Here is a 17,306-nt window from a genome sequence, read left to right as displayed (position 1 = left end):
TACGCTAGAATAATACGCAGCGGCCGTCACAACAGAGAGAACCTCATGCAACGACAACAAGGATTCACCCTCGTCGAAATCGCCATCGTGCTGGTGATCATCGGTCTGCTGCTGGGCGGCGTGCTCAAGGGGCAGGGACTGATCGACAGCGCCAAGGTCAAGAACATCATCCAGCAATCGAACTCACTGGCGGCGGCGGTGAACGCCTACCAGGACAAATTCCGCGCGCTGCCCGGCGACGACGTGCTGGCCACCACCCATGTGGCCGGCGCCACCGCCAACGGCAACGGCGACGGCCAGATCACCGAATACCTGTCGGCGCCGCAGCACCTGGCGCTGTCCGGCTTCATCACCGGCGCGTACAACGGCAGCACCGACTTCATGACCAGCGCCCAGGGCGGTGCGGTGTACATCTACAACGACGCCGTGGGCGGGCGCAGCGGCAACGGCTTGCGCTTCGACAACCTGCCCGACTCCTTCGCCCAGCAGCTCGACAGCAAGCTCGACGATGGCGTCGCCACCACCGGCGCCGTGCGCGCGAGCGCCCCATACACCAACACGGGCAGCATCGTCACCCGCACCGCCCTGTTTTTCTGAACCGACCACAAGGACCCATGTCCCCTACATCCCAGCGCCGCCGCATCTTCCTGATGCGCCATGGCAGCGTTACCTATTTTGATGCCTCAGGCAAACCATTCCTTCCAGAAACCGTTCCGCTCAACCAGCAGGGCTGCGCGCAAGCCAGTGCTGCCGGGCGGGCGTTTGCGGCCGAAGGCATCCAGTTCGACCGCGTGATCGTCTCCGGCCTGCCGCGCACGGTGGAAACGGCCACGCGCGTGCTGGCGGTGACTGGCCAGGGGATCGATATCGAGCTCTGGCCCGAGTTCGAAGAAATCCGTGGCGGGCGCCTGTCGACGATTGCCGATACCGACCTCAAGGACGCGTTTACGGGCGCCTTCGAAGGCATGGTGGGCGAAGACAAGCGCTTTTTGGGGGGCGAATCGGTGGGGCAGCTGATGGACCGGATTCATCCGGCGGTCACGCGCCTGCGTGGGCAGGACGACTGGGACACGGCGTTGCTGGTGCTCCATGGCGGCGTCAACTGCGCGATTTTATCGCTGGCATTGACGGGCCAGCGCATGTTCCTGGGCGGGCTATCGCAAACGGCCGGCTGCATCAACGCGCTCGACGTGGGTGATGCCGAGGCCGACTGGGTAGTTCGCTTCGTCAACTACTCCCCACCCGCCCCGCTGCAAACCGAGACGCGCAGCACCACGATGGAACAGCTGTACGAGCAATACCGCCTCTCGCGCTAAGCTTCCCGCCAACAACATTCCCCAACCGGGGTCTGACCTCTGACTCGAAACATTTCTGAATTGAGGTCAGACCCCGGTTGTAGGAAATTCGGCAATTTCGGGGTGCTATTTGTAGGAGACTGCTTCGTCCGCCGGGTCACTGAGGACGTTCGCAAGGCGAGACTTCGATATACGACTGTTTGAGCGGCAAAACCGGGGTCAGACCTCTGACTAGCAACACGTTGATGATCATCCTCGCTCTGCCACACTTCAGGAAACTATTGCTAATCAGAGGTCAGACCCCGGTTGTGGAAAAATTAGTACGGTCGTTCTATTCATGCGCTAGAATAGATCTCATATAACCAGCAGGAGACAAGATGTTCGAGGAAATGATGGGGACCAAGCCGGTCTCGGAGCGCCAGAAATTCGATGTCGATGCCCTCGACGCTTATCTGCGCGTCCATGTCGAGGACTATCCCGGCGGCCCGCTGGAAGTGGCCCAGTTCAAGGGCGGGCAGTCCAATCCCACCTTCAAGATCAGCGCCGGCGGCCAGCATTATGTGCTGCGCACCAAACCCGGACCGGCGGCCAAGCTGTTGCCCTCCGCCCACGCCATCGAGCGCGAATTCCGCGTCATGGATGCCTTGCAAAAGGCTGGTTTTCCCGCCGCCCGCCAGTATGCGCTGTGCACCGACGAGTCGGTCATCGGCCGCGCGTTTTACGTGATGGAATTTATCGATGGCCGCGTGCTGTGGGACCAGTCCCTGCCCGGCATGACGCGCGCCGAACGCGGCGCCATCTACGATGAGCTGAACCGCGTCATCGCCCTCCTCCACACGGTCGACTACGCCGCCATCGGCCTGGCCGATTACGGCAAACCCGGCAACTATTTCACACGCCAGATCGAACGCTGGACACGCCAGTACCAGGCCTCGGTCACCGAGCCGATCGCCGCCATGGACCAGCTGATCGCCTGGCTGCCGCACAACATCCCGCCGGGCGACGATACCGCCATCGTGCATGGCGATTTCCGCCTCGATAACATGATCTTCCACCCGACCGAGCCGCGCATCCTGGCCGTGCTCGACTGGGAACTGTCGACCCTGGGCCACCCGGCCGCCGATTTCTCCTACCATTGCATGAGCTGGCACATCCCGCCCGGACAGTTCCGCGGCATCGCCGGCCTCGACCTGGACGCGCTCGGCATTCCCACCCAGGAAGCCTACATCGCCGCCTACGCGGCGCGCACCGGCAAGACCATCCGCATAGAGGATTTCAATTTTTACCTGGCCTACAATATGTTCCGCCTGGCCGGCATCATGCAAGGCATCATGAAACGCTACGTCGACGGCACCGCCTCCAGCGCCCAAGCCCTCGAAAACGGCAAGGCCGCGCGGCCCATGGCCGAACTGGGCTGGCAGTATGCGCAGCGCGCCATTTCTCTTTCCAAGGATAACTAATGAACTTCGATTACTCCGACCGCTGCAAAGAGTTGCAGGCGCGCCTGCTCGCCTTCATGGACCAGCACGTCTATCCGAACGAGACCGCGTTCAAGCAGGAAGTCGACCGCAACGGCACGCACAAGGGCAACCGCTGGATTCCAACCGAGCTGATCGAGCGGCTCAAGCCGCTGGCGCGCGAGCAGGGTTTGTGGAATCTGTTCCTGCCAAAATCGGTGCGCGCGCCGGAAGGCTTGTCGAACCTCGATTACGCCCCGCTGTGCGAGATCATGGGCCGGGTCGGCTGGGCGCCGGAAGTGTTCAATTGCGCCGCGCCCGACACGGGCAATATGGAAACCATCGAGCGCTACGGCAGCGAAGTACACAAGCGCACCTGGCTCGAACCCTTGCTGCGCGGCGAGATCCGCTCGGCTTTTGCGATGACCGAACCGGCCGTGGCCTCGTCCGACGCAACCAATATCGAAACCCGCATCGCGCGCGACGGCGACGATTACGTCATCAACGGACGCAAGTGGTGGATTTCGGGCGCGGGCGATCCGCGCTGCAAGATTTTCATCGTCATGGGCAAGACCGATCCGGAAGCGGCGCGCCATGCCCAGCAATCGATGATCCTGGTGCCTGCCGACACGCCCGGCATCACCATCGTCCGCCCGCTGCCCGTGTTCGGTTACGACGACGCCCCGCACGGCCACTGCGAAATCCTGTTCGAGAACGTGCGCGTGCCAGCCTCCAGCCTGTTGCTGGGCGAGGGACGCGGTTTTGAGATCGCTCAGGGCCGCCTGGGACCGGGCCGCATCCACCATTGCATGCGCGCCATCGGCGTGGCCGAGCGCGCGCTGGAACTGATGTGCCTGCGCTTGAACAGCCGTGTTGCCTTCGGTAAAAAGATTTCCGACCAGGGAGTGTGGCGCGAGCGCATCGCCGAGTCACGCATCCAGATCGATACGGCGCGCCTGCTGACGCTCAAGACCGCCGCACTGATGGATACCGTGGGCAACAAGCACGCCCAGGCCGAGATCGCCATGATCAAGGTGCTGGCACCGAACGTGGCCCAGCAGGTGCTGGACTGGGCGATCCAGGCGCATGGCGCGGCGGGCGTGTCGGACGAATTTCCGCTGGCCTACCAGTGGGCCGGCAACCGCACCCTGCGCCTGGCCGACGGCCCGGACGAAGTGCACCGCAACGCGATTGCCAAGATCGAGCTGGCCAAGCACATCAAGCTGGGCGAAGACTTCTCGCTGCCCATCACCCGCTCCTGACCCGCCGATCCAGCTGGCAATGTTTCTTAATCGGGGTCAGACCTCAATTAAGAGACGTTTCGAATTGGAGCTCTGACCCCGGTTAAGAAATGTTGCCGGGCGCAATTGGGGTCAGACCTCAATGAAGAAACGTGTCGAATCGGAGCTCTGACCCCGGTTAGGAAACGTTGCTGGAGAAATGGCGAGCGATGGCCGCGCACGGCTGGCGTAAAGTGCTTTGAAGAAAACGCGCGCTCGGCTACCATCGGTCTCACAGCGGTGCGCGGCGCCGCGTTTGATGCGGCGGAGGCTCGGGCAGTGTCGTTTTCATCACGTTCAACCCTGCCGTCCATCCGCTCGAAGACCGCCAAGCTGGTCCTCGCCTGCGCCTTGCCGACCCTGATCGGCTTCGCCGCCCTGTCCTACGATTCCTTCCAGCGCGAGCACCAGAACCTGCTGCGCAATGCCGAGCGCCTGGCGCAAAATGTGCTCATGGCCGTCGAGCGCGATCTCGATGCCGGCGAAACCGCCGCGCGCGCCCTGGCCAGCTCGCCCAGCCTGACCAGGGCCGACCTGGCCGCCTTCCATCAGCAGGCGCGCAGCATCCTCGGACCGGAATTCCCGGGCTTCGCCTTCGTGCTGAGCGAGCGCGATGGCACGCCGCTACTCAACACCCGCGTCGCCCATGGCCTGCCCCTGCCACCGAACGGCAATGCCGATACCATCCGCCAGGTGGCCGCCAGCGGCCTGGCCGCCACCTCGGACCTGTACCGCGCCAGCCCCACCGATCCCTACACCGTCTCGGTCGAGGTGCCGGTGCGGCGCCACGGCGAGGTGGTGTACGTGCTGTCGGCCCAGTTACGCCCCGAACGCTTCAACCAGCTGCTGGCCGAACAGCGCCTGCCGCCGCGCTGGAACGCCCAGGTATTCGACCGCCACGACACCTTTGTCGCGCGCAGCATCGCTCCCGACAAGTTCATCGGCGCGCTGGCGCGCCCGGAAATGGCCGACCTGGCGCGCCGCGCAAATGCCGGCACGATGGAACTGACCTCGCGCGAGGGCGTGCCCGTCATCTCCAGCCTGCAGCGCTCTCCCACGCGCGGCTGGTATGCCACGGTCGCCCTGCCGCGCGACGCGGCCTATGAAGCCATGCGCGAGGCCCTGGCCAGCGTGTTCCTCAGCGTGGCCGCGCTGCTGGTGGTGGGCTTTGCCGCCGCGTGGAGCATCGGCGGCGTGATCGGACGCTCGGTGCGCTCCCTGTGCGCACCGGCAGCTGCGCTCGGACGCGGCGAGCCGATGGCGCTGCCGCCGATGCAAATCCGCGAGGTGGCCGAGGTGGCCGGCGCCCTGCAGCACATGGACGGGGAACTGCAACGCTACCGCAACGACCTCGAAACCCTGGTGGCCGAGCGCACCGGCGAACTGCAACGCGCCAACGCCCTGCTCGAAACCGTGTACGCCACCGCGCCGGTGGGCCTGGCCCTGCTCGACAGCGACCTGCGCATCGTGATGGTCAACGACTACCTGGCCGCGGTCAACGCGATTCCGGTGGCGGACCACCTGGGGCACACCCTGCCCGAGCTGCTCGGCCCCCTCGGCGCCGAATTCGAGAAGGCGTACCGCCAGGTGCGCGATACCGGCCTGCCGCTCAAGTCGGTGCACGAATCGCGCTCGGTGCCCGGCTCGCCCGATGTGGAAAGCCACTGGGTGACCAGCTACCATCCGGTGTTCGGGGCCGACCACGCGCTGGTCGGCATCAGTGCCGTGGTGCTCGATGTCAGCGAGCGCAAGCTGCTCTCGGAGCGCCTGCGCGACGTCAACGAGCAGTTCCGGGCGCTGTACGAAATGTCGGGCGACGCCCACATGCTGATCGCCCAGGGCGCCGGTTTCATCGGCGGCAACCAGGCGGCGGTGCGCATCTATGGCTGCGCCACCATCGAGGAATTCCTGACCCTGTCGCCGGCCACCACCTCGCCCGAGTTCCAGCCGGACGGACGCCGCTCCGACGACAAGGCCGAACAGTTCATCCGCTACGCGATCGAAACGGGCAGCCACCATTTCGAGTGGCTGCACATGCGCCGCGACGGCACCCTGTTCCATGCCGATGTGCTGCTCACCAGCGTGAACATCGGCGGCAAGGGCATTTTGCAATCGACCGTGCGCGATATCAGCGAGCGCGTGGCGGCCGAAAAGGCGCTGCGCGCCACCAGCGAGCGGCTCGAACAGAGCGAGCGCTTCATCCGCACCGTGACCGACAACGTGCCCGGCATGGTCGCCTACTGGGACGCGGAACTGCGCTGCCAGTTCGCCAACCGCCGCTACCTGGAGCTGTGCGGGCGCAGCGCCACCGGCATGACGGGCGCGCGCATGGACGACATCCTCGGCCCCGAAACAATGGCCGACATCGCGCCGTACCTGCGCGAAGTCCTGGGAGGCCAGGCCACCCATTTTTCGCGCGAGCTGCACGATCCCTCCGGCGAGGTGCGCCATACCTGGGCCAATTACATCCCCGACTTCGACGAAGAGAGTGCGGTGCGCGGCTTTTACGTGCTCATTTCGGATGTGTCGGAACTCAAGCGCACCGAATTGCGCCTGCAATCGATCAACGAGCAGTTGATCCAGGCGCTGGAACGGGCCGAATCGGCCAGCAGCGCGAAAAGCCAGTTCCTGGCCAATATGAGCCACGAAATCCGTACCCCGATGAATGCCATCATGGGGTTGGCGCGCCTGCTCGAAGAAGGTGCGCTGGAGCGGCGCGAGCGCAGTTATGTCGCCAAGATCAAGATGTCGACCCGTTCGCTGATGGGCATCCTGAGCGACGTCCTCGATTTTTCCAAGATCGAGGCGGGCCAGCTGGTGCTCGAATCGGCGCCGTTTACGCTGTGCCAGGTCCTGGAAAGCATGTCGGTGCTGCTGTCGGCCAATGCCTGGAGCAAGGGCGTGGAGCTGGTGTACGCGGTGGCGCCGGACGTGCCGCTGACCGTGGTGGGCGACGCGCTGCGGCTTGAACAGGTGCTGCTGAACCTGATCGGCAACGCGATCAAGTTCACCGACCAGGGCGAAGTGGTGCTGTCGATCACGCGCCGCGGCGACCACGATGGCGTGGTGGTGCTCGATTTTACGGTGCGCGACAGCGGCATCGGCATCGAGCGCGAGCAGCAGGCCCACATGTTCGACGCCTTCTCGCAGGGAGACACCTCGACCAGCCGCAAATACGGCGGCACCGGACTGGGACTGGCCATCTGCCGCCGCCTGGTCAACCTGATGGGCGGCACCCTGGGCGTGCGCAGCGAACTTGGCGCCGGCGCCGAGTTCCATTTCGATTCGGCCTTCGGCATCGCCCAGGCCGGCGAGGCGGCGCTGCTGCCCGCACTGCCCCCGCTGCCCGGCGGCGCCATGCGGCGGGTGCTGGTGGTGGACGACAACCGCAGCGCGCGCGAGGCCATCGCGCGCCTGTGCGCCGGCTTCGGATGGGATGTCGACAGCGCTGCCAGCGGCGCCGAGGCGCTCAAACTGCTGCGTACGGCCGGGCGCGCCGGTTCGCCGTATGCCCTGATGTTCCTCGATACGGCGATGGCCGAACTCGATGGCATCGCGGTACTGACCTTCGCGCGTACCGACCCGGCCATCGTCATGCCGCGCTGCGCGCTGATGGTGGCCGAAAGCGCGCGCGAACAGCTGGTGGCGTTGCAGGACGACTTGAAACTGGACGCCATCCTGAGCAAGCCGGTGACGCGGCTGGCGCTGGCGGCGGCGGCAATCGAGCTGCACACCGGGAAGGCGGCGCCGGTGGCGGCGCCCGAGCAGCCGCTGGCGGGGCGGCTCAAGGGCATGTACGTACTGCTGGTCGAGGATAACCAGATCAACCAGGAAGTGGCCAAGTATATCCTGCTGCACGCCGGCGCCGCGGTCGACATCGCCGGCAACGGGCGCATCGCGGTCAGCATGCTGGCCGATTCCCCCAGCCGCTACGACGCGGTGCTGATGGATATCCAGATGCCGGTCATGAACGGCTACGAGGCGGCCGAAGCGATCCGGCGCATGGGCATCAGGACCCTGCCGATCATCGCGATGACGGCCAACGCGATGGAAGAGGACCGCCGCCGCGCCAGGGAGGCCGGCATGAACGGCCACGTGGCCAAGCCGATCGACGTCGACAACATGGTCAACACCTTGCTGCGGGTGACGTCGGCCGGCGCCGCGCCCGAGGCGCACGCGCCCGCGGGCATGGTCCATGAGCCCAGGGCCGCACTGCCCGACAGCGTGCGCGCGCTCGATATCCCGGGCATCGACCTGGCGTCGACCCTGCCGCGCTTCGGTGGCCATGTCGATAACTTCATCACCTTGTTCAAGCGCTTCGAGAGTTCGCAGGGGCACACCCTGGACGAGGTGCGCGCGCTGTTGCGCGGCGAGCAGCGGCTGGAGGCGATCCAGCGCGTGCACCGCTTGCGTGGCGTGGCGGCCAACCTGGGGGCGAGCGAGCTGGCGGCGCTGGCCTTCGATTTTGAACAGGCTTTGCGCGGCGCCGGCAGCGCCGAGCTGACGGTGCGCCTGGGGGCGCTCGACAAGGCGCTGCAAGCGGTGTTCGACACCGCGCGCGCCCTGCCCGCGCCGGCGGCGGCGGATGTGCAGCCGGGACTACAAGACCCCGCACAAGTCGATGCGGCGCTGGCGGATCTTCTGAGTTTGCTTCAGAATAACAATCTGAAGGCCATGGCGGCATTTGACGCATTGCGTCCGGTGCTGGACGCGGCCCTGGCCCCGGCGGTGATGGCCGCGCTGGGTGACGCCGTCGCCACGCTGGCTTTTGCCAACGCCGCGCTGCAGGTGCAAGAGATTTTGAAACGAAGGGACCGTGCATGAGTTGGACCGATATGGCGAGGAACGGGCGTATCCTGATCGTCGACGACGCGATGGAAAACATCCAGATCCTGCACCAGGCCTTGCAGGACGAGCACGACGTGCTGTTTGCGATGAACGGCGCCAAGGCGCTGCATATCGCCCAGAACCAGCGCCCCGACCTGATCCTGCTCGACGCGATGATGCCCGACATGGATGGCTACGCGGTGTGCAGGGCCTTGCGCGAGTCGGGAGCGACGCGCGACATTCCGATCATTTTCGTCACGGCGCTCAAGACGCCGGAGGATGAAACGCGGGCGCTGGAAGCCGGCGCCGCCGATTTCATCACCAAGCCGGTCAACGCGGCGGTGGTGCGGGCGCGCGTGCGCACCCAGCTGACGGTCAAGCGCCAGAGCGACGCGCTGCGCGAGCTGACCCTGACCGATGGCCTGACCGGCGTGGCCAACCGGCGCGGTTTCGACGAAGCGATGGATACCGAATGGCGGCGCTGCGCGCGCTCCAAGCTGCCGATCGCGCTGATCATCGCCGATATCGACCATTTCAAGGCGTATAACGACGCCTACGGACACCAGGCCGGCGACGATAGCCTGGTGCAGGTGGGCGCGGCGATGCGGCGCGCGGCGGCACGCCCGCAAGACCTGGTGGCGCGCTATGGCGGCGAGGAATTCGTGATCTTGCTGCCGCAGGAAGACAAGCGCGGCGCCGAGGTGGTGGCCAGGAAGCTGCTCGACGAACTGGCGCTGCTGGCCATCCCGCACGAAAAATCCGGGGCCTCGCCGTGGCTGACCCTGAGCATGGGGGTGGCCAGCCTGATGCCGGCCGATGGCTTGCTACCGGGTGGCTTGATCAAGATGGCTGACGCGCTGTTATACGAGGCCAAGGCGGGGGGCCGCAACCGCTATTGTTTACAGCCCGATTAGGGCGCGCTTGCCGCCGCCCCACGCGGTGCCCGGGCGCGCCGCCGGCCTGGCCTTCCACCACACGCGCCGGCAGCTTGAACACGCTCACCACATCCGCCAGCGTTCCCGCCTGATCCTGCAGCGCCCCGGCGGCGGCTGCCGCTTCTTCCACCAGCGCGGCATTTTGCTGCGTCACCTGGTCCATCTGCGCAATCGCCCGGTTGATCTGCTCGATCCCGGCGGTCTGCTCCACGCTGGCCGCCGTGATCTCGCCCATGATGTCGGTCACGCTGCCGATACTGGCGACAATCGCCTGCATGGTCGTTCCGGCGCGCTCAACCAGTTCACTGCCCTGCGCGACCTTGTGCACCGAGTCGCCCATCAGCGCCTTGATTTCCTTGGCTGCCGCCGCGGAGCGCTGCGCCAGGTTGCGCACCTCGCTGGCCACGACCGCGAAGCCGCGCCCCTGTTCACCCGCGCGCGCCGCTTCCACCGCCGCATTCAGGGCCAGGATATTGGTCTGGAACGCGATCGATTCGATCACGCCGATGATGTCGACGATCTTGCGCGACGATTCGTTGATCGATCCCATGGTGTCGACCACCTGCGCCGGCAGGGTCTCGCCCAGCATGAGGGCGGCGGCCGCATCGCGCTCCTGCGCGGCGATGCGCTTGCTGACGTTGGCGAACGAGCCGACATACAGCGCGCGCTCGGCCTTGATCCTGGCCAGCAGTTGCCGGCCTTCGGCGTCGCTGGCCAGCTTGTCGAGTAGCGCAATGGCGGCGCTGATGTCCTTCTTGTTCGCTTCGATCTTGTCGCGCACCCTGGCGCTGTAGGCGGCGTCGGGCGCAATGAACAATTCAAGCGTGGCGCGCGCGTTGGCGCGGGTGCCGGCGTTGATGACGTTGGCCGCATCGGCCTGGACCATGTCGCGCTCCATCATGTTGCTGCTGACGGCGCTGAGGTTGGCGAGCAGTGTGAGTGCCGTGGCGATCAGGGCCGCCATGATCAGCAAAATCATGCCGAAAGCGCCGCCCAGGCGCGCTCCGATTCGCAAGTTTGTCATATTCATCCGACTATCCCGGGTGATGCGGGCGCGCCAGCGCTGGCTGGACGCCGCGACGTTAACGGAAAGGAGGTGCTTGTGAGCCCGCCCGCTGGTTTGGGGCGGGCGGAAGAAGACGAGCAATGGCCGGCGCGGCGGCCTGCAGCGCCGCTGCCTTCCCTGCGGCGCGACTGCGATGCCATCATTGTTTCCAAAAAGAAATTGTATGCCGGCGCTCTGGCCTCGTCAACCAATCCAGATCAAGGAATGTGAAGTTGGCGGCCGGGTCCCGGCAGGGCCGATGGGAAAACGGCGGCTCAAAATTCTTCCCAATCGTCCGTCCCGGCGGCGGCCACCTCGCGCTTGCGCGCGCCCGCCGGACTGGCCGCCCGCGCCGGCCGTTCGACCGCCACCCTCGCCGCCACCCTCGCCGCCACCTCGCGCAGCACCGGCTTGGCGCGGCCTTCCACCACGCCGGCCGGCAGCTTGAACACGCTGACCACGCCCGCCAGCGTTCCCGCCTGATCCTGCAGCGCCCCGGCGGCGGCCGCCGCTTCTTCGACCAGCGCGGCATTTTGCTGCGTCACCTCGTCCATCTGCGTGATGGCCCGGTTGATTTGCTCGATCCCGGCGGTCTGCTCCACACTGGCCGCCGTGATCTCGCCCATCATGTCGGCCACGCTCTTGATACTCGTGACAATCGCCTGCATGGTCGATCCGGCCCGGTCAACCAGTTCGCTGCCCTGCGCGACCTTGTCCACCGAGTCGTCGATCAGCATCTTGATCTCCTTGGCCGCCGCCGCCGAGCGCTGCGCCAGGTTGCGTACCTCGCTGGCCACGACCGCGAAGCCGCGCCCCTGCTCGCCCGCGCGCGCCGCTTCCACCGCCGCATTCAGGGCCAGGATATTGGTCTGGAACGCGATCGACTCGATCACGCCGATGATGTCGACGATCTTGCGCGAGGATTCGTTGATCGACCCCATCGTGTCGACCACCTGCGCCACCACGGCCCCGCCCTGCAGCGCCACGTGCGAGGCCGAAATGGCCAGCTGGTTGGCCTGGCGCGCATTGTCGGCGTTCTGCTTGACGGTCGATGTCAGTTGTTCCATCGACGACGCGGTTTCCTCCAGCGAACTGGCTTGCTGTTCGGTGCGCGCCGACAAATCGAGGTTGCCGCTGGCGATCTGGCTCGACGCCGTCGCGATGGCATCGGTACCGCTGCGCACCTGGCTGACGATGTCGCGCAAGCCCGCGTTCATGTCGCCCAGCGCGTGCAGCAGCTGCCCCGTTTCGCTCGACGATCCGGGCGCAATCCGGGCGCTCAGGTCACCGGCGGCCACCGTCCTGGCCACCCTGACCGCATCATTGATCGGCAGCGTGATCGAGCGCGTGATCCACCATCCGGCCACCACGCCGATCAGCAGGCCCAGTGCGCCCTGCCACAGCATCATGGTACGGGCTCCGGCGATGCTCTCTTCGACGGCGGCACTGGCCGCGTCGGCCAGGCGCTTCTACAAGGCTGCCAGGGCGGTGATCGAGGTCTGCAGCGCGTCCAGCGCCGGCAGCGTTTCGGCGCGCATCAGGGCCGACGCTTCATCGCGCCTGTTCTCGCCGATCAGTTGATCGATGCGCGAGTACGAGCTGACGTAGACGGTGCGCTCGCGCGCCACCCGGGCCAGCAGTTCGCGCCCTTCGCGTGAGTCGATCAGCTTTTCCAGCGTCGCCAGGGCGGCTGTGATCTGCTTCTTGTTCGCTTCGATGCGCTGGTGGATGTTGGCCAGCTGCGCCGGGTCGGTGACGATGAACAGTTCGAGCGTCCTGCGCGCATTGGCGCGCGTGCCGACGTTGATCTGGTTGGCCGCTTCGGCCTTGACCCATTCGTGGTCGACCATGTGCGCGGTGCTTTTGCCCGCGCTGTTGAGCAGGGTGATGCCGGTAGCGACCAGGGTCCCCATCAGCAGCAACAGCAGGCCGAAACCGGCCCCCAGACGAACGCCGATCTTCAAGTTCGCAATTTTCATCCGGACTCCTGCTGATGTATGAACGACGATAACTACCCGTCAGTCCATACTAGTCCCAAGTGCGCGCGGCGTTCGCCCGTACATATTGATAGTTGCGGCGTGCGTTCCTTCGCGCAGATGAATACATCGGCTTTATGATGTACAAGGAGTGCTGGCGGTCGCTGCCTGCGTCTGCGCGCCAGCGGGAATCATGCGCGCGCCCGCTGCCAGGAGGCGGCGCGGAAGAACTGGTGCGCCAGCGCGGCCAGGGTCAGGCAGCCGACCGCGCACAGCACCATCCAGGGCAGGCCCGGCAGGCCCAGCGCCCGGCCCGCGTCAAGCAGATATCCGCCTGCAACGTAGCCGATCAGCCCGCCCAGCGCCAGCCCGATCCTGCTCAGTCCAATGTAGCTGGCGCGTGCCCGCGCCGTCGCATGGCGCGCCACGATGGCCTCACGCGCGGGCTCGGCGATGAGGCCGCCGACATAGAACAGCGCCATCACGCCAAACACGCCGGCCGCGCCCGAGACCAGCGCCATGGCTGCAAGGCTGGCCGTCATCACGCCGATCCCGAGCAGCAGGCGCGATTCCTCGCTCAGGTAGCGTTCGCCCAGGCGCGCCATGGGATACAGCAGCAGCACGGCGAGCAGCGCATCCATGCTGTACATCCAGGCCACGGACTGGGTGGTCCCGGTCACGTGCGTCACCAGCACCGGCAGCAGCAACATCAGCTGGACCTGCAACACGTAGTAACCGCTCAGGGTCAGCACCAGGGTAAGGAAGGGCTTGTCGCCAAGCGGAACGCGGATCGCCGCCAGCGCAGCCGTGCCGGGAACGGCGACCCGGTAGGCGGGCAGCGCCAGCGCATTGACCAGCGCCGCCAACACGAACACCGCGCAGCCGCCCATCGCGACCCAATAAAAATCCAGGCCAAGCAGGAAGGTGCCGAGCAAGGCTCCCAGCACGGCCGCCGCGCTTTCCAGCATCATCAGCAGCGCGTAGAAGCGGTTGCGCTCGGCCGGACGGGTCAGCTTGACGACCAGCGCCCCGCGCGCAGGCTCGAACAGGCTGCCGCCCAGCCCTGACAGGATGCAGGAAACGAACAGGTGGGCCGGGCTGCTGGCGTAGGCAAGTACCCCGAAACCGGCTGCCCGCAGCAGCAAGCCGCCCACGATCAGGGGCTTGGCGCCAAACCGGTCGGAGAGCGACCCGCCGAGCAGCCCCAGGCCCTGTTGCGACACTTGCCGCAAGCCGAGCGCCAGGCCGACCGCCGCCGCGGCCCATCCGAGCCGATCGATAAAATGCAGGCCGATGATGGGAAAGACCACATAGAAGCCGACCACCACCAACAGATTGTCGATCATGATAAAGCGTTTGCCGCGCCGCCTGGCGTCGCTTGTTCCTGCCATGTTCCTGCTCCCACGTCATCAATGAGCTTTCATCTTAGGCAAGAGCAAGACATAATAGAAGACACCGGATTCGGATGTGTGATATTGGATATTTTTATGTCTGTGAGTTTCGACGACCTGCGCCTGTTGATTGAAATCGTGGAATACGGCAGTTTTACCCAGGCCGCCGCGCGCCGCCGCTGGTCGCAGCCGCAGGTGAGCCAGCGGGTGGGCGCGCTGGAAGACCAGCTTGGCGTACAGCTGTTCCGGCGCCACCGCCGCGGCGCCGTCCCCACCGAAGCCTGCGTCACGTTCCTGCCGGCGGCGCGGGCCGCGCTCGCTGCGCTCGAGCTCGGCATGGAATCGGTCCAGGGCGCGCCCGCGCTGCCGAAAATGCGCCTTGCGTGTGTGCCATCGCTCGCGTCCATGCTGTTCGGCCCGATCCTGCTGGCCCTGGCGGAGGCGCCCATGGAAATTCGCTGTACCACGAATCACTCGCCGATCATCATGGATATGCTCCTCACCGATCAGGCCCAGCTCGGCTTTGTATTACGATGCCCGGCGATTGCCGGCATCGAGCTGGAACGCATTTGCGTGTCGCCCATTATTGCCGTGGTGCATCGCGATCATCCGCTCGCGCGCTCGCCCGCTTGCCTGCTGGCCGATATCGCGAACGCACGGCTGGCCCCGCAATTCTGGGGTGCGGAATGCGATGAATTAATCGGACGCCTGCACGCCAGTCGCACAACGAATACGCCGATTCATGCGATCCAGCCGGCCAGTGCCGCACTTGAGCTGGTGCTGGAGCATGGCTTCCTGACGTTCATGCCTGACATGGCGGTAGCAAGACAGTTGCAGGACGGGAGTCTGGTCAAACTCGACATCGCCGATTTGCCGCTGTGGGAGTGGGAAGTCATGATGGCGTGGCGCAGCGGGAAGCGGGCCGATGCGAGCAAGCAGATGGTGTTGCAGGTCGTGCGAAACATAGCGGCCGGCTGGACCCCAGCCAGGTAAATCATGCCGCTACGTTCGCGAAGGTCCGGGTTAGCGCACGATCAGGCGTAGCGCCGGATCAGCAGTTCGGCCACGCACACCGGCTTGGTGCCGCCTTCACGCTCGACCACGACGCTCCATGCGAGCTGCGCGCCGCCCTCGATGGGTTCGACCTGCTGCAAGGCCAGGCGCGCGCGCACGCGGCTGCCGACCGGCACCGGGGCCGGAAAGCGCACCTTGTTCAAGCCATAGTTGACGACCATTTTCGCATCGACCATGCGCAGCGTGCGGTCGAACAGGCCGGAGATCAGCGACAGCGTCAGGAAGCCATGCGCCACCGGGCCGCCGTAGGGCGATGCGCGCGCACAGCGTTCCAGGTCGACGTGGATCCACTGATGGTCATCGGTGGCGTCGGCAAACAGGTTCACGTGCTCCTGGGTGATTTCGACCCAGTCCGACACGGCCAGTTCCTGCCCCACCAGCGCCTGCATCTCGGCCAGGCTGGAAAATTCACGCATCGCCGTTCTCCTTCGGGCGGCGCCCCAGCATGCCCATGCCCTCGATGACGCAGGCGACCTCGCCGTGCTGGTTCACGGCCCGCCAGGTCGACCAGACCACGCCGCGGTCGGGGCGCGAGCTCGATGGCTTGAGCGCAGTGGTGATGTAGGTGACGGTGAGCGTGTCGCCGGCGCGCACCGGCTGCGGCCAGCGCACCTTGTCCAGGCCCGGGGAACCCATGCTCGACGAGGCGCACCACAGGCCGTCGACCACCATGCGCATCATCATGCTGCAGGTGTGCCAGCCGCTGGCGATGACGCTGCCGAAGATGGACGCCTTGGCCGCGTCATGGTCGACGTGGAAGGGCTGCGGGTCGAACTGGGTGGCAAAAGCGATGATTTCTTCTTCGCTCACGGTGCGGCTGCCGAGCGCGATCTCCTGGCCGACGTAAAAGTCCTCGAAATACCATGTGGTTTTCTTCATGCCATGTCACCCGCCGCAAAGCCGGGCTGCGCGATGAAGCGTTGCAGGTGGTGGTCGGAGTCGCCCAGCGACAGTTCGATCATGGTGAGGCGCTTGAAGTGGTGCGCGGCCGGCAGTTCGTCGGTCACGCCCATGCCGCCGTGCAACTGGACCGCCTGCTGGCCGACGAACTTGAGCGCCTGGCCGACCCGGAACTTGGCCGCCGAGACGGTACGGCGGCGTTCTTCCACATCGGTCGAGGCCAGGCGCACGGCGGCCAGCAGCGCCATCGAGCGCGCCTGCTCCAGGTGGATGTACATGTCGGCCATGCGGTGCTGGAGCGCCTGGAATTTGCCGATCGGCGCACCGAACTGGGTGCGCGTCTTGAGGTAGTCGAGGGTGGCCGCGAAGATCGCTTCCATCGCGCCCAGCGCTTCGGCGCACAGCAGGCCCGCGCCGTAGTCGGCGCCGGCGTCGAGCAGGTCCCAGCCCTGGCCCTCGCTGCCGATCAGGCTTGCTGCCGGCAGCTGGACGTTCGCCAGCGCGATCTCGGCGGCGCGCTGGCCGTCGAGCGTGCGGTAGTCGCGCACGGTCACGCCGGCGGCGTCCACGGGCACCACGAACAGCGATACGCCGCCGACGCCGCGCTGGGCGCCACTGCTGCGCGCCGACACAATCAGGCTGCCGGCCTGGCCGCCGTGCACCACCACGCTCTTGTGGCCATTGAGCAGGTAGCCGCCGCCATTGGCGACGGCCGTGGTGGCGATGTCCGACAGGTCATGGCGCGCCTGTTTTTCGGCCAGCGCGCAAGCCAGTTTGAGTTCGCCGCCGGCCACTTGCGCCAGCAGGTCGGGATGCTTGCCGCCCAGCGCCAGGAAATGCGCACCGAGCACGGTGGCGAAGTACGGTTCGACCACCAGGCCGCGCCCCAGCTCCTGCATCACGACGAACATGTCGACCGCCGTGCCATTGAAGCCGCCCTGCTCTTCCGGCACCGGCAAGGCCAGCATGCCCAGTTCGGCCAGCGTGGCCCACGCCGCGTCGGAGGTGCCCGCGTCGGAGTGAACGATCTTCTTGCGTGTCTCGAAGCTGTAGTCCTTGGTTACCCAGCGCTTGAGGGCATCGGCGAAGGCCAGCTGTTCTTCCTTGAAGTTGAAATCCATGTTCA

Annotated in this window: 12 protein-coding genes and 1 pseudogene; 7 read left to right on the top strand and 6 right to left on the bottom strand. The window is 66.0% G+C overall.

Annotated elements, in window-relative coordinates; translation table 11 throughout:
• The first annotated feature begins 45 nt into the window (after positions 1 to 45).
• From F2P44_RS13820 to F2P44_RS13795, 6 genes are all read left to right on the top strand, one after another.
• A complete protein-coding gene (locus F2P44_RS13820) occupies positions 46 to 597 on the top strand; it encodes a prepilin-type N-terminal cleavage/methylation domain-containing protein (protein ID WP_167087295.1) in 552 nt (183 codons plus the stop codon).
• 17 nt (positions 598 to 614) lie between these two features.
• Positions 615 to 1,316 carry a histidine phosphatase family protein gene (locus tag F2P44_RS13815; RefSeq protein ID WP_229423542.1) on the top strand — a complete coding sequence of 234 codons (702 nt, stop codon included), beginning with the start codon at positions 615 to 617 and terminating at the stop codon, positions 1,314 to 1,316.
• Positions 1,317 to 1,672: 356 nt separating this feature from the next.
• Entirely contained in the window at positions 1,673 to 2,755 is a 1,083-nt protein-coding gene (locus F2P44_RS13810) for a phosphotransferase (RefSeq protein WP_167087293.1), read from the top strand.
• Complete coding sequence (locus F2P44_RS13805; RefSeq protein ID WP_167087292.1) at positions 2,755 to 4,014, top strand: acyl-CoA dehydrogenase family protein; 1,260 nt, start codon at positions 2,755 to 2,757, stop codon at positions 4,012 to 4,014. The genes F2P44_RS13810 and F2P44_RS13805 overlap by 1 nt, the downstream gene beginning before the upstream one ends.
• A gap of 297 nt (positions 4,015 to 4,311) precedes the next feature.
• Entirely contained in the window at positions 4,312 to 8,856 is a 4,545-nt protein-coding gene (locus F2P44_RS13800; protein WP_167087290.1) for a response regulator, read from the top strand.
• A complete protein-coding gene (locus F2P44_RS13795) occupies positions 8,853 to 9,773 on the top strand; it encodes a diguanylate cyclase (RefSeq protein ID WP_167087288.1) in 921 nt (306 codons plus the stop codon). Before F2P44_RS13800 ends, F2P44_RS13795 begins: the two co-directional genes overlap by 4 nt.
• On the opposite strand, the gene F2P44_RS13790 is transcribed toward F2P44_RS13795, so the two are convergent.
• From F2P44_RS13790 to mdtH, 3 genes and pseudogenes are all read right to left on the bottom strand, one after another.
• Positions 9,700 to 10,818 (bottom strand): methyl-accepting chemotaxis protein, encoded by a 1,119-nt coding sequence (locus tag F2P44_RS13790; protein ID WP_167087287.1) that lies wholly within the window; start codon positions 10,816 to 10,818, stop codon positions 9,700 to 9,702. The genes F2P44_RS13795 and F2P44_RS13790 overlap by 74 nt on opposite strands.
• Positions 10,819 to 11,114: 296 nt before the next feature.
• Positions 11,115 to 12,818 (bottom strand): annotated as a pseudogene (locus tag F2P44_RS13785) (methyl-accepting chemotaxis protein).
• A gap of 188 nt (positions 12,819 to 13,006) precedes the next feature.
• Positions 13,007 to 14,206 (bottom strand): multidrug efflux MFS transporter MdtH, encoded by a 1,200-nt coding sequence (mdtH, locus tag F2P44_RS13775; protein ID WP_167087281.1) that lies wholly within the window; start codon positions 14,204 to 14,206, stop codon positions 13,007 to 13,009.
• 84 nt (positions 14,207 to 14,290) lie between these two features.
• Here mdtH and F2P44_RS13770 point away from each other — a divergent pair, with 84 nt between their 5' ends.
• Positions 14,291 to 15,199, top strand: coding sequence for a LysR family transcriptional regulator (locus tag F2P44_RS13770; RefSeq protein ID WP_223165033.1), 909 nt, complete (start codon positions 14,291 to 14,293; stop codon positions 15,197 to 15,199).
• A 41-nt stretch (positions 15,200 to 15,240) separates the two neighbouring features.
• Here the strand turns inward: F2P44_RS13770 and F2P44_RS13765 are convergent, their stop codons facing one another.
• Genes F2P44_RS13765 through F2P44_RS13755 form a run of 3 tightly spaced genes read right to left on the bottom strand, consistent with a single transcriptional unit; the run spans position 15,241 to position 17,301 of the window.
• Complete coding sequence (locus F2P44_RS13765; protein ID WP_167087279.1) at positions 15,241 to 15,696, bottom strand: MaoC family dehydratase; 456 nt, start codon at positions 15,694 to 15,696, stop codon at positions 15,241 to 15,243.
• On the bottom strand, positions 15,689 to 16,159 hold the full coding sequence (locus F2P44_RS13760) for a MaoC family dehydratase (protein WP_167087277.1): 471 nt from the start codon (positions 16,157 to 16,159) through the stop codon (positions 15,689 to 15,691). Before F2P44_RS13760 ends, F2P44_RS13765 begins: the two co-directional genes overlap by 8 nt.
• Positions 16,156 to 17,301, bottom strand: coding sequence for an acyl-CoA dehydrogenase family protein (locus F2P44_RS13755; RefSeq protein WP_167087275.1), 1,146 nt, complete (start codon positions 17,299 to 17,301; stop codon positions 16,156 to 16,158). Before F2P44_RS13755 ends, F2P44_RS13760 begins: the two co-directional genes overlap by 4 nt.
• Positions 17,302 to 17,306: the final 5 nt, after the last annotated feature.

Origin of the sequence: Massilia frigida (assembly GCF_011682175.1) — a bacterium.
In the GTDB taxonomy this organism is placed as follows: Bacteria; Pseudomonadota; Gammaproteobacteria; order Burkholderiales; family Burkholderiaceae_D; genus Telluria_A; species Telluria_A frigida.
This window is presented reverse-complemented; position numbering and strand designations above follow the sequence as displayed.

Bases quoted from the DNA above. Each gene is read 5' to 3' on its own strand.
- mdtH (WP_167087281.1), bottom strand. From the start codon at position 14,206: ATGGCAGGAACAAGCGACGCCAGGCGGCGCGGCAAACGCTTTATCATG.
- F2P44_RS13805 (WP_167087292.1), top strand. From the start codon at position 2,755: ATGAACTTCGATTACTCCGACCGCTGCAAAGAGTTGCAGGCGCGCCTG.
- F2P44_RS13760 (WP_167087277.1), bottom strand. From the start codon at position 16,159: ATGAAGAAAACCACATGGTATTTCGAGGACTTTTACGTCGGCCAGGAG.
- F2P44_RS13810 (WP_167087293.1), top strand. From the start codon at position 1,673: ATGTTCGAGGAAATGATGGGGACCAAGCCGGTCTCGGAGCGCCAGAAA.
- F2P44_RS13815 (WP_229423542.1), top strand. From the start codon at position 615: ATGTCCCCTACATCCCAGCGCCGCCGCATCTTCCTGATGCGCCATGGC.
- F2P44_RS13765 (WP_167087279.1), bottom strand. From the start codon at position 15,696: ATGCGTGAATTTTCCAGCCTGGCCGAGATGCAGGCGCTGGTGGGGCAG.
- F2P44_RS13795 (WP_167087288.1), top strand. From the start codon at position 8,853: ATGAGTTGGACCGATATGGCGAGGAACGGGCGTATCCTGATCGTCGAC.
- F2P44_RS13755 (WP_167087275.1), bottom strand. From the start codon at position 17,301: ATGGATTTCAACTTCAAGGAAGAACAGCTGGCCTTCGCCGATGCCCTC.
- F2P44_RS13790 (WP_167087287.1), bottom strand. From the start codon at position 10,818: ATGACAAACTTGCGAATCGGAGCGCGCCTGGGCGGCGCTTTCGGCATG.
- F2P44_RS13820 (WP_167087295.1), top strand. From the start codon at position 46: ATGCAACGACAACAAGGATTCACCCTCGTCGAAATCGCCATCGTGCTG.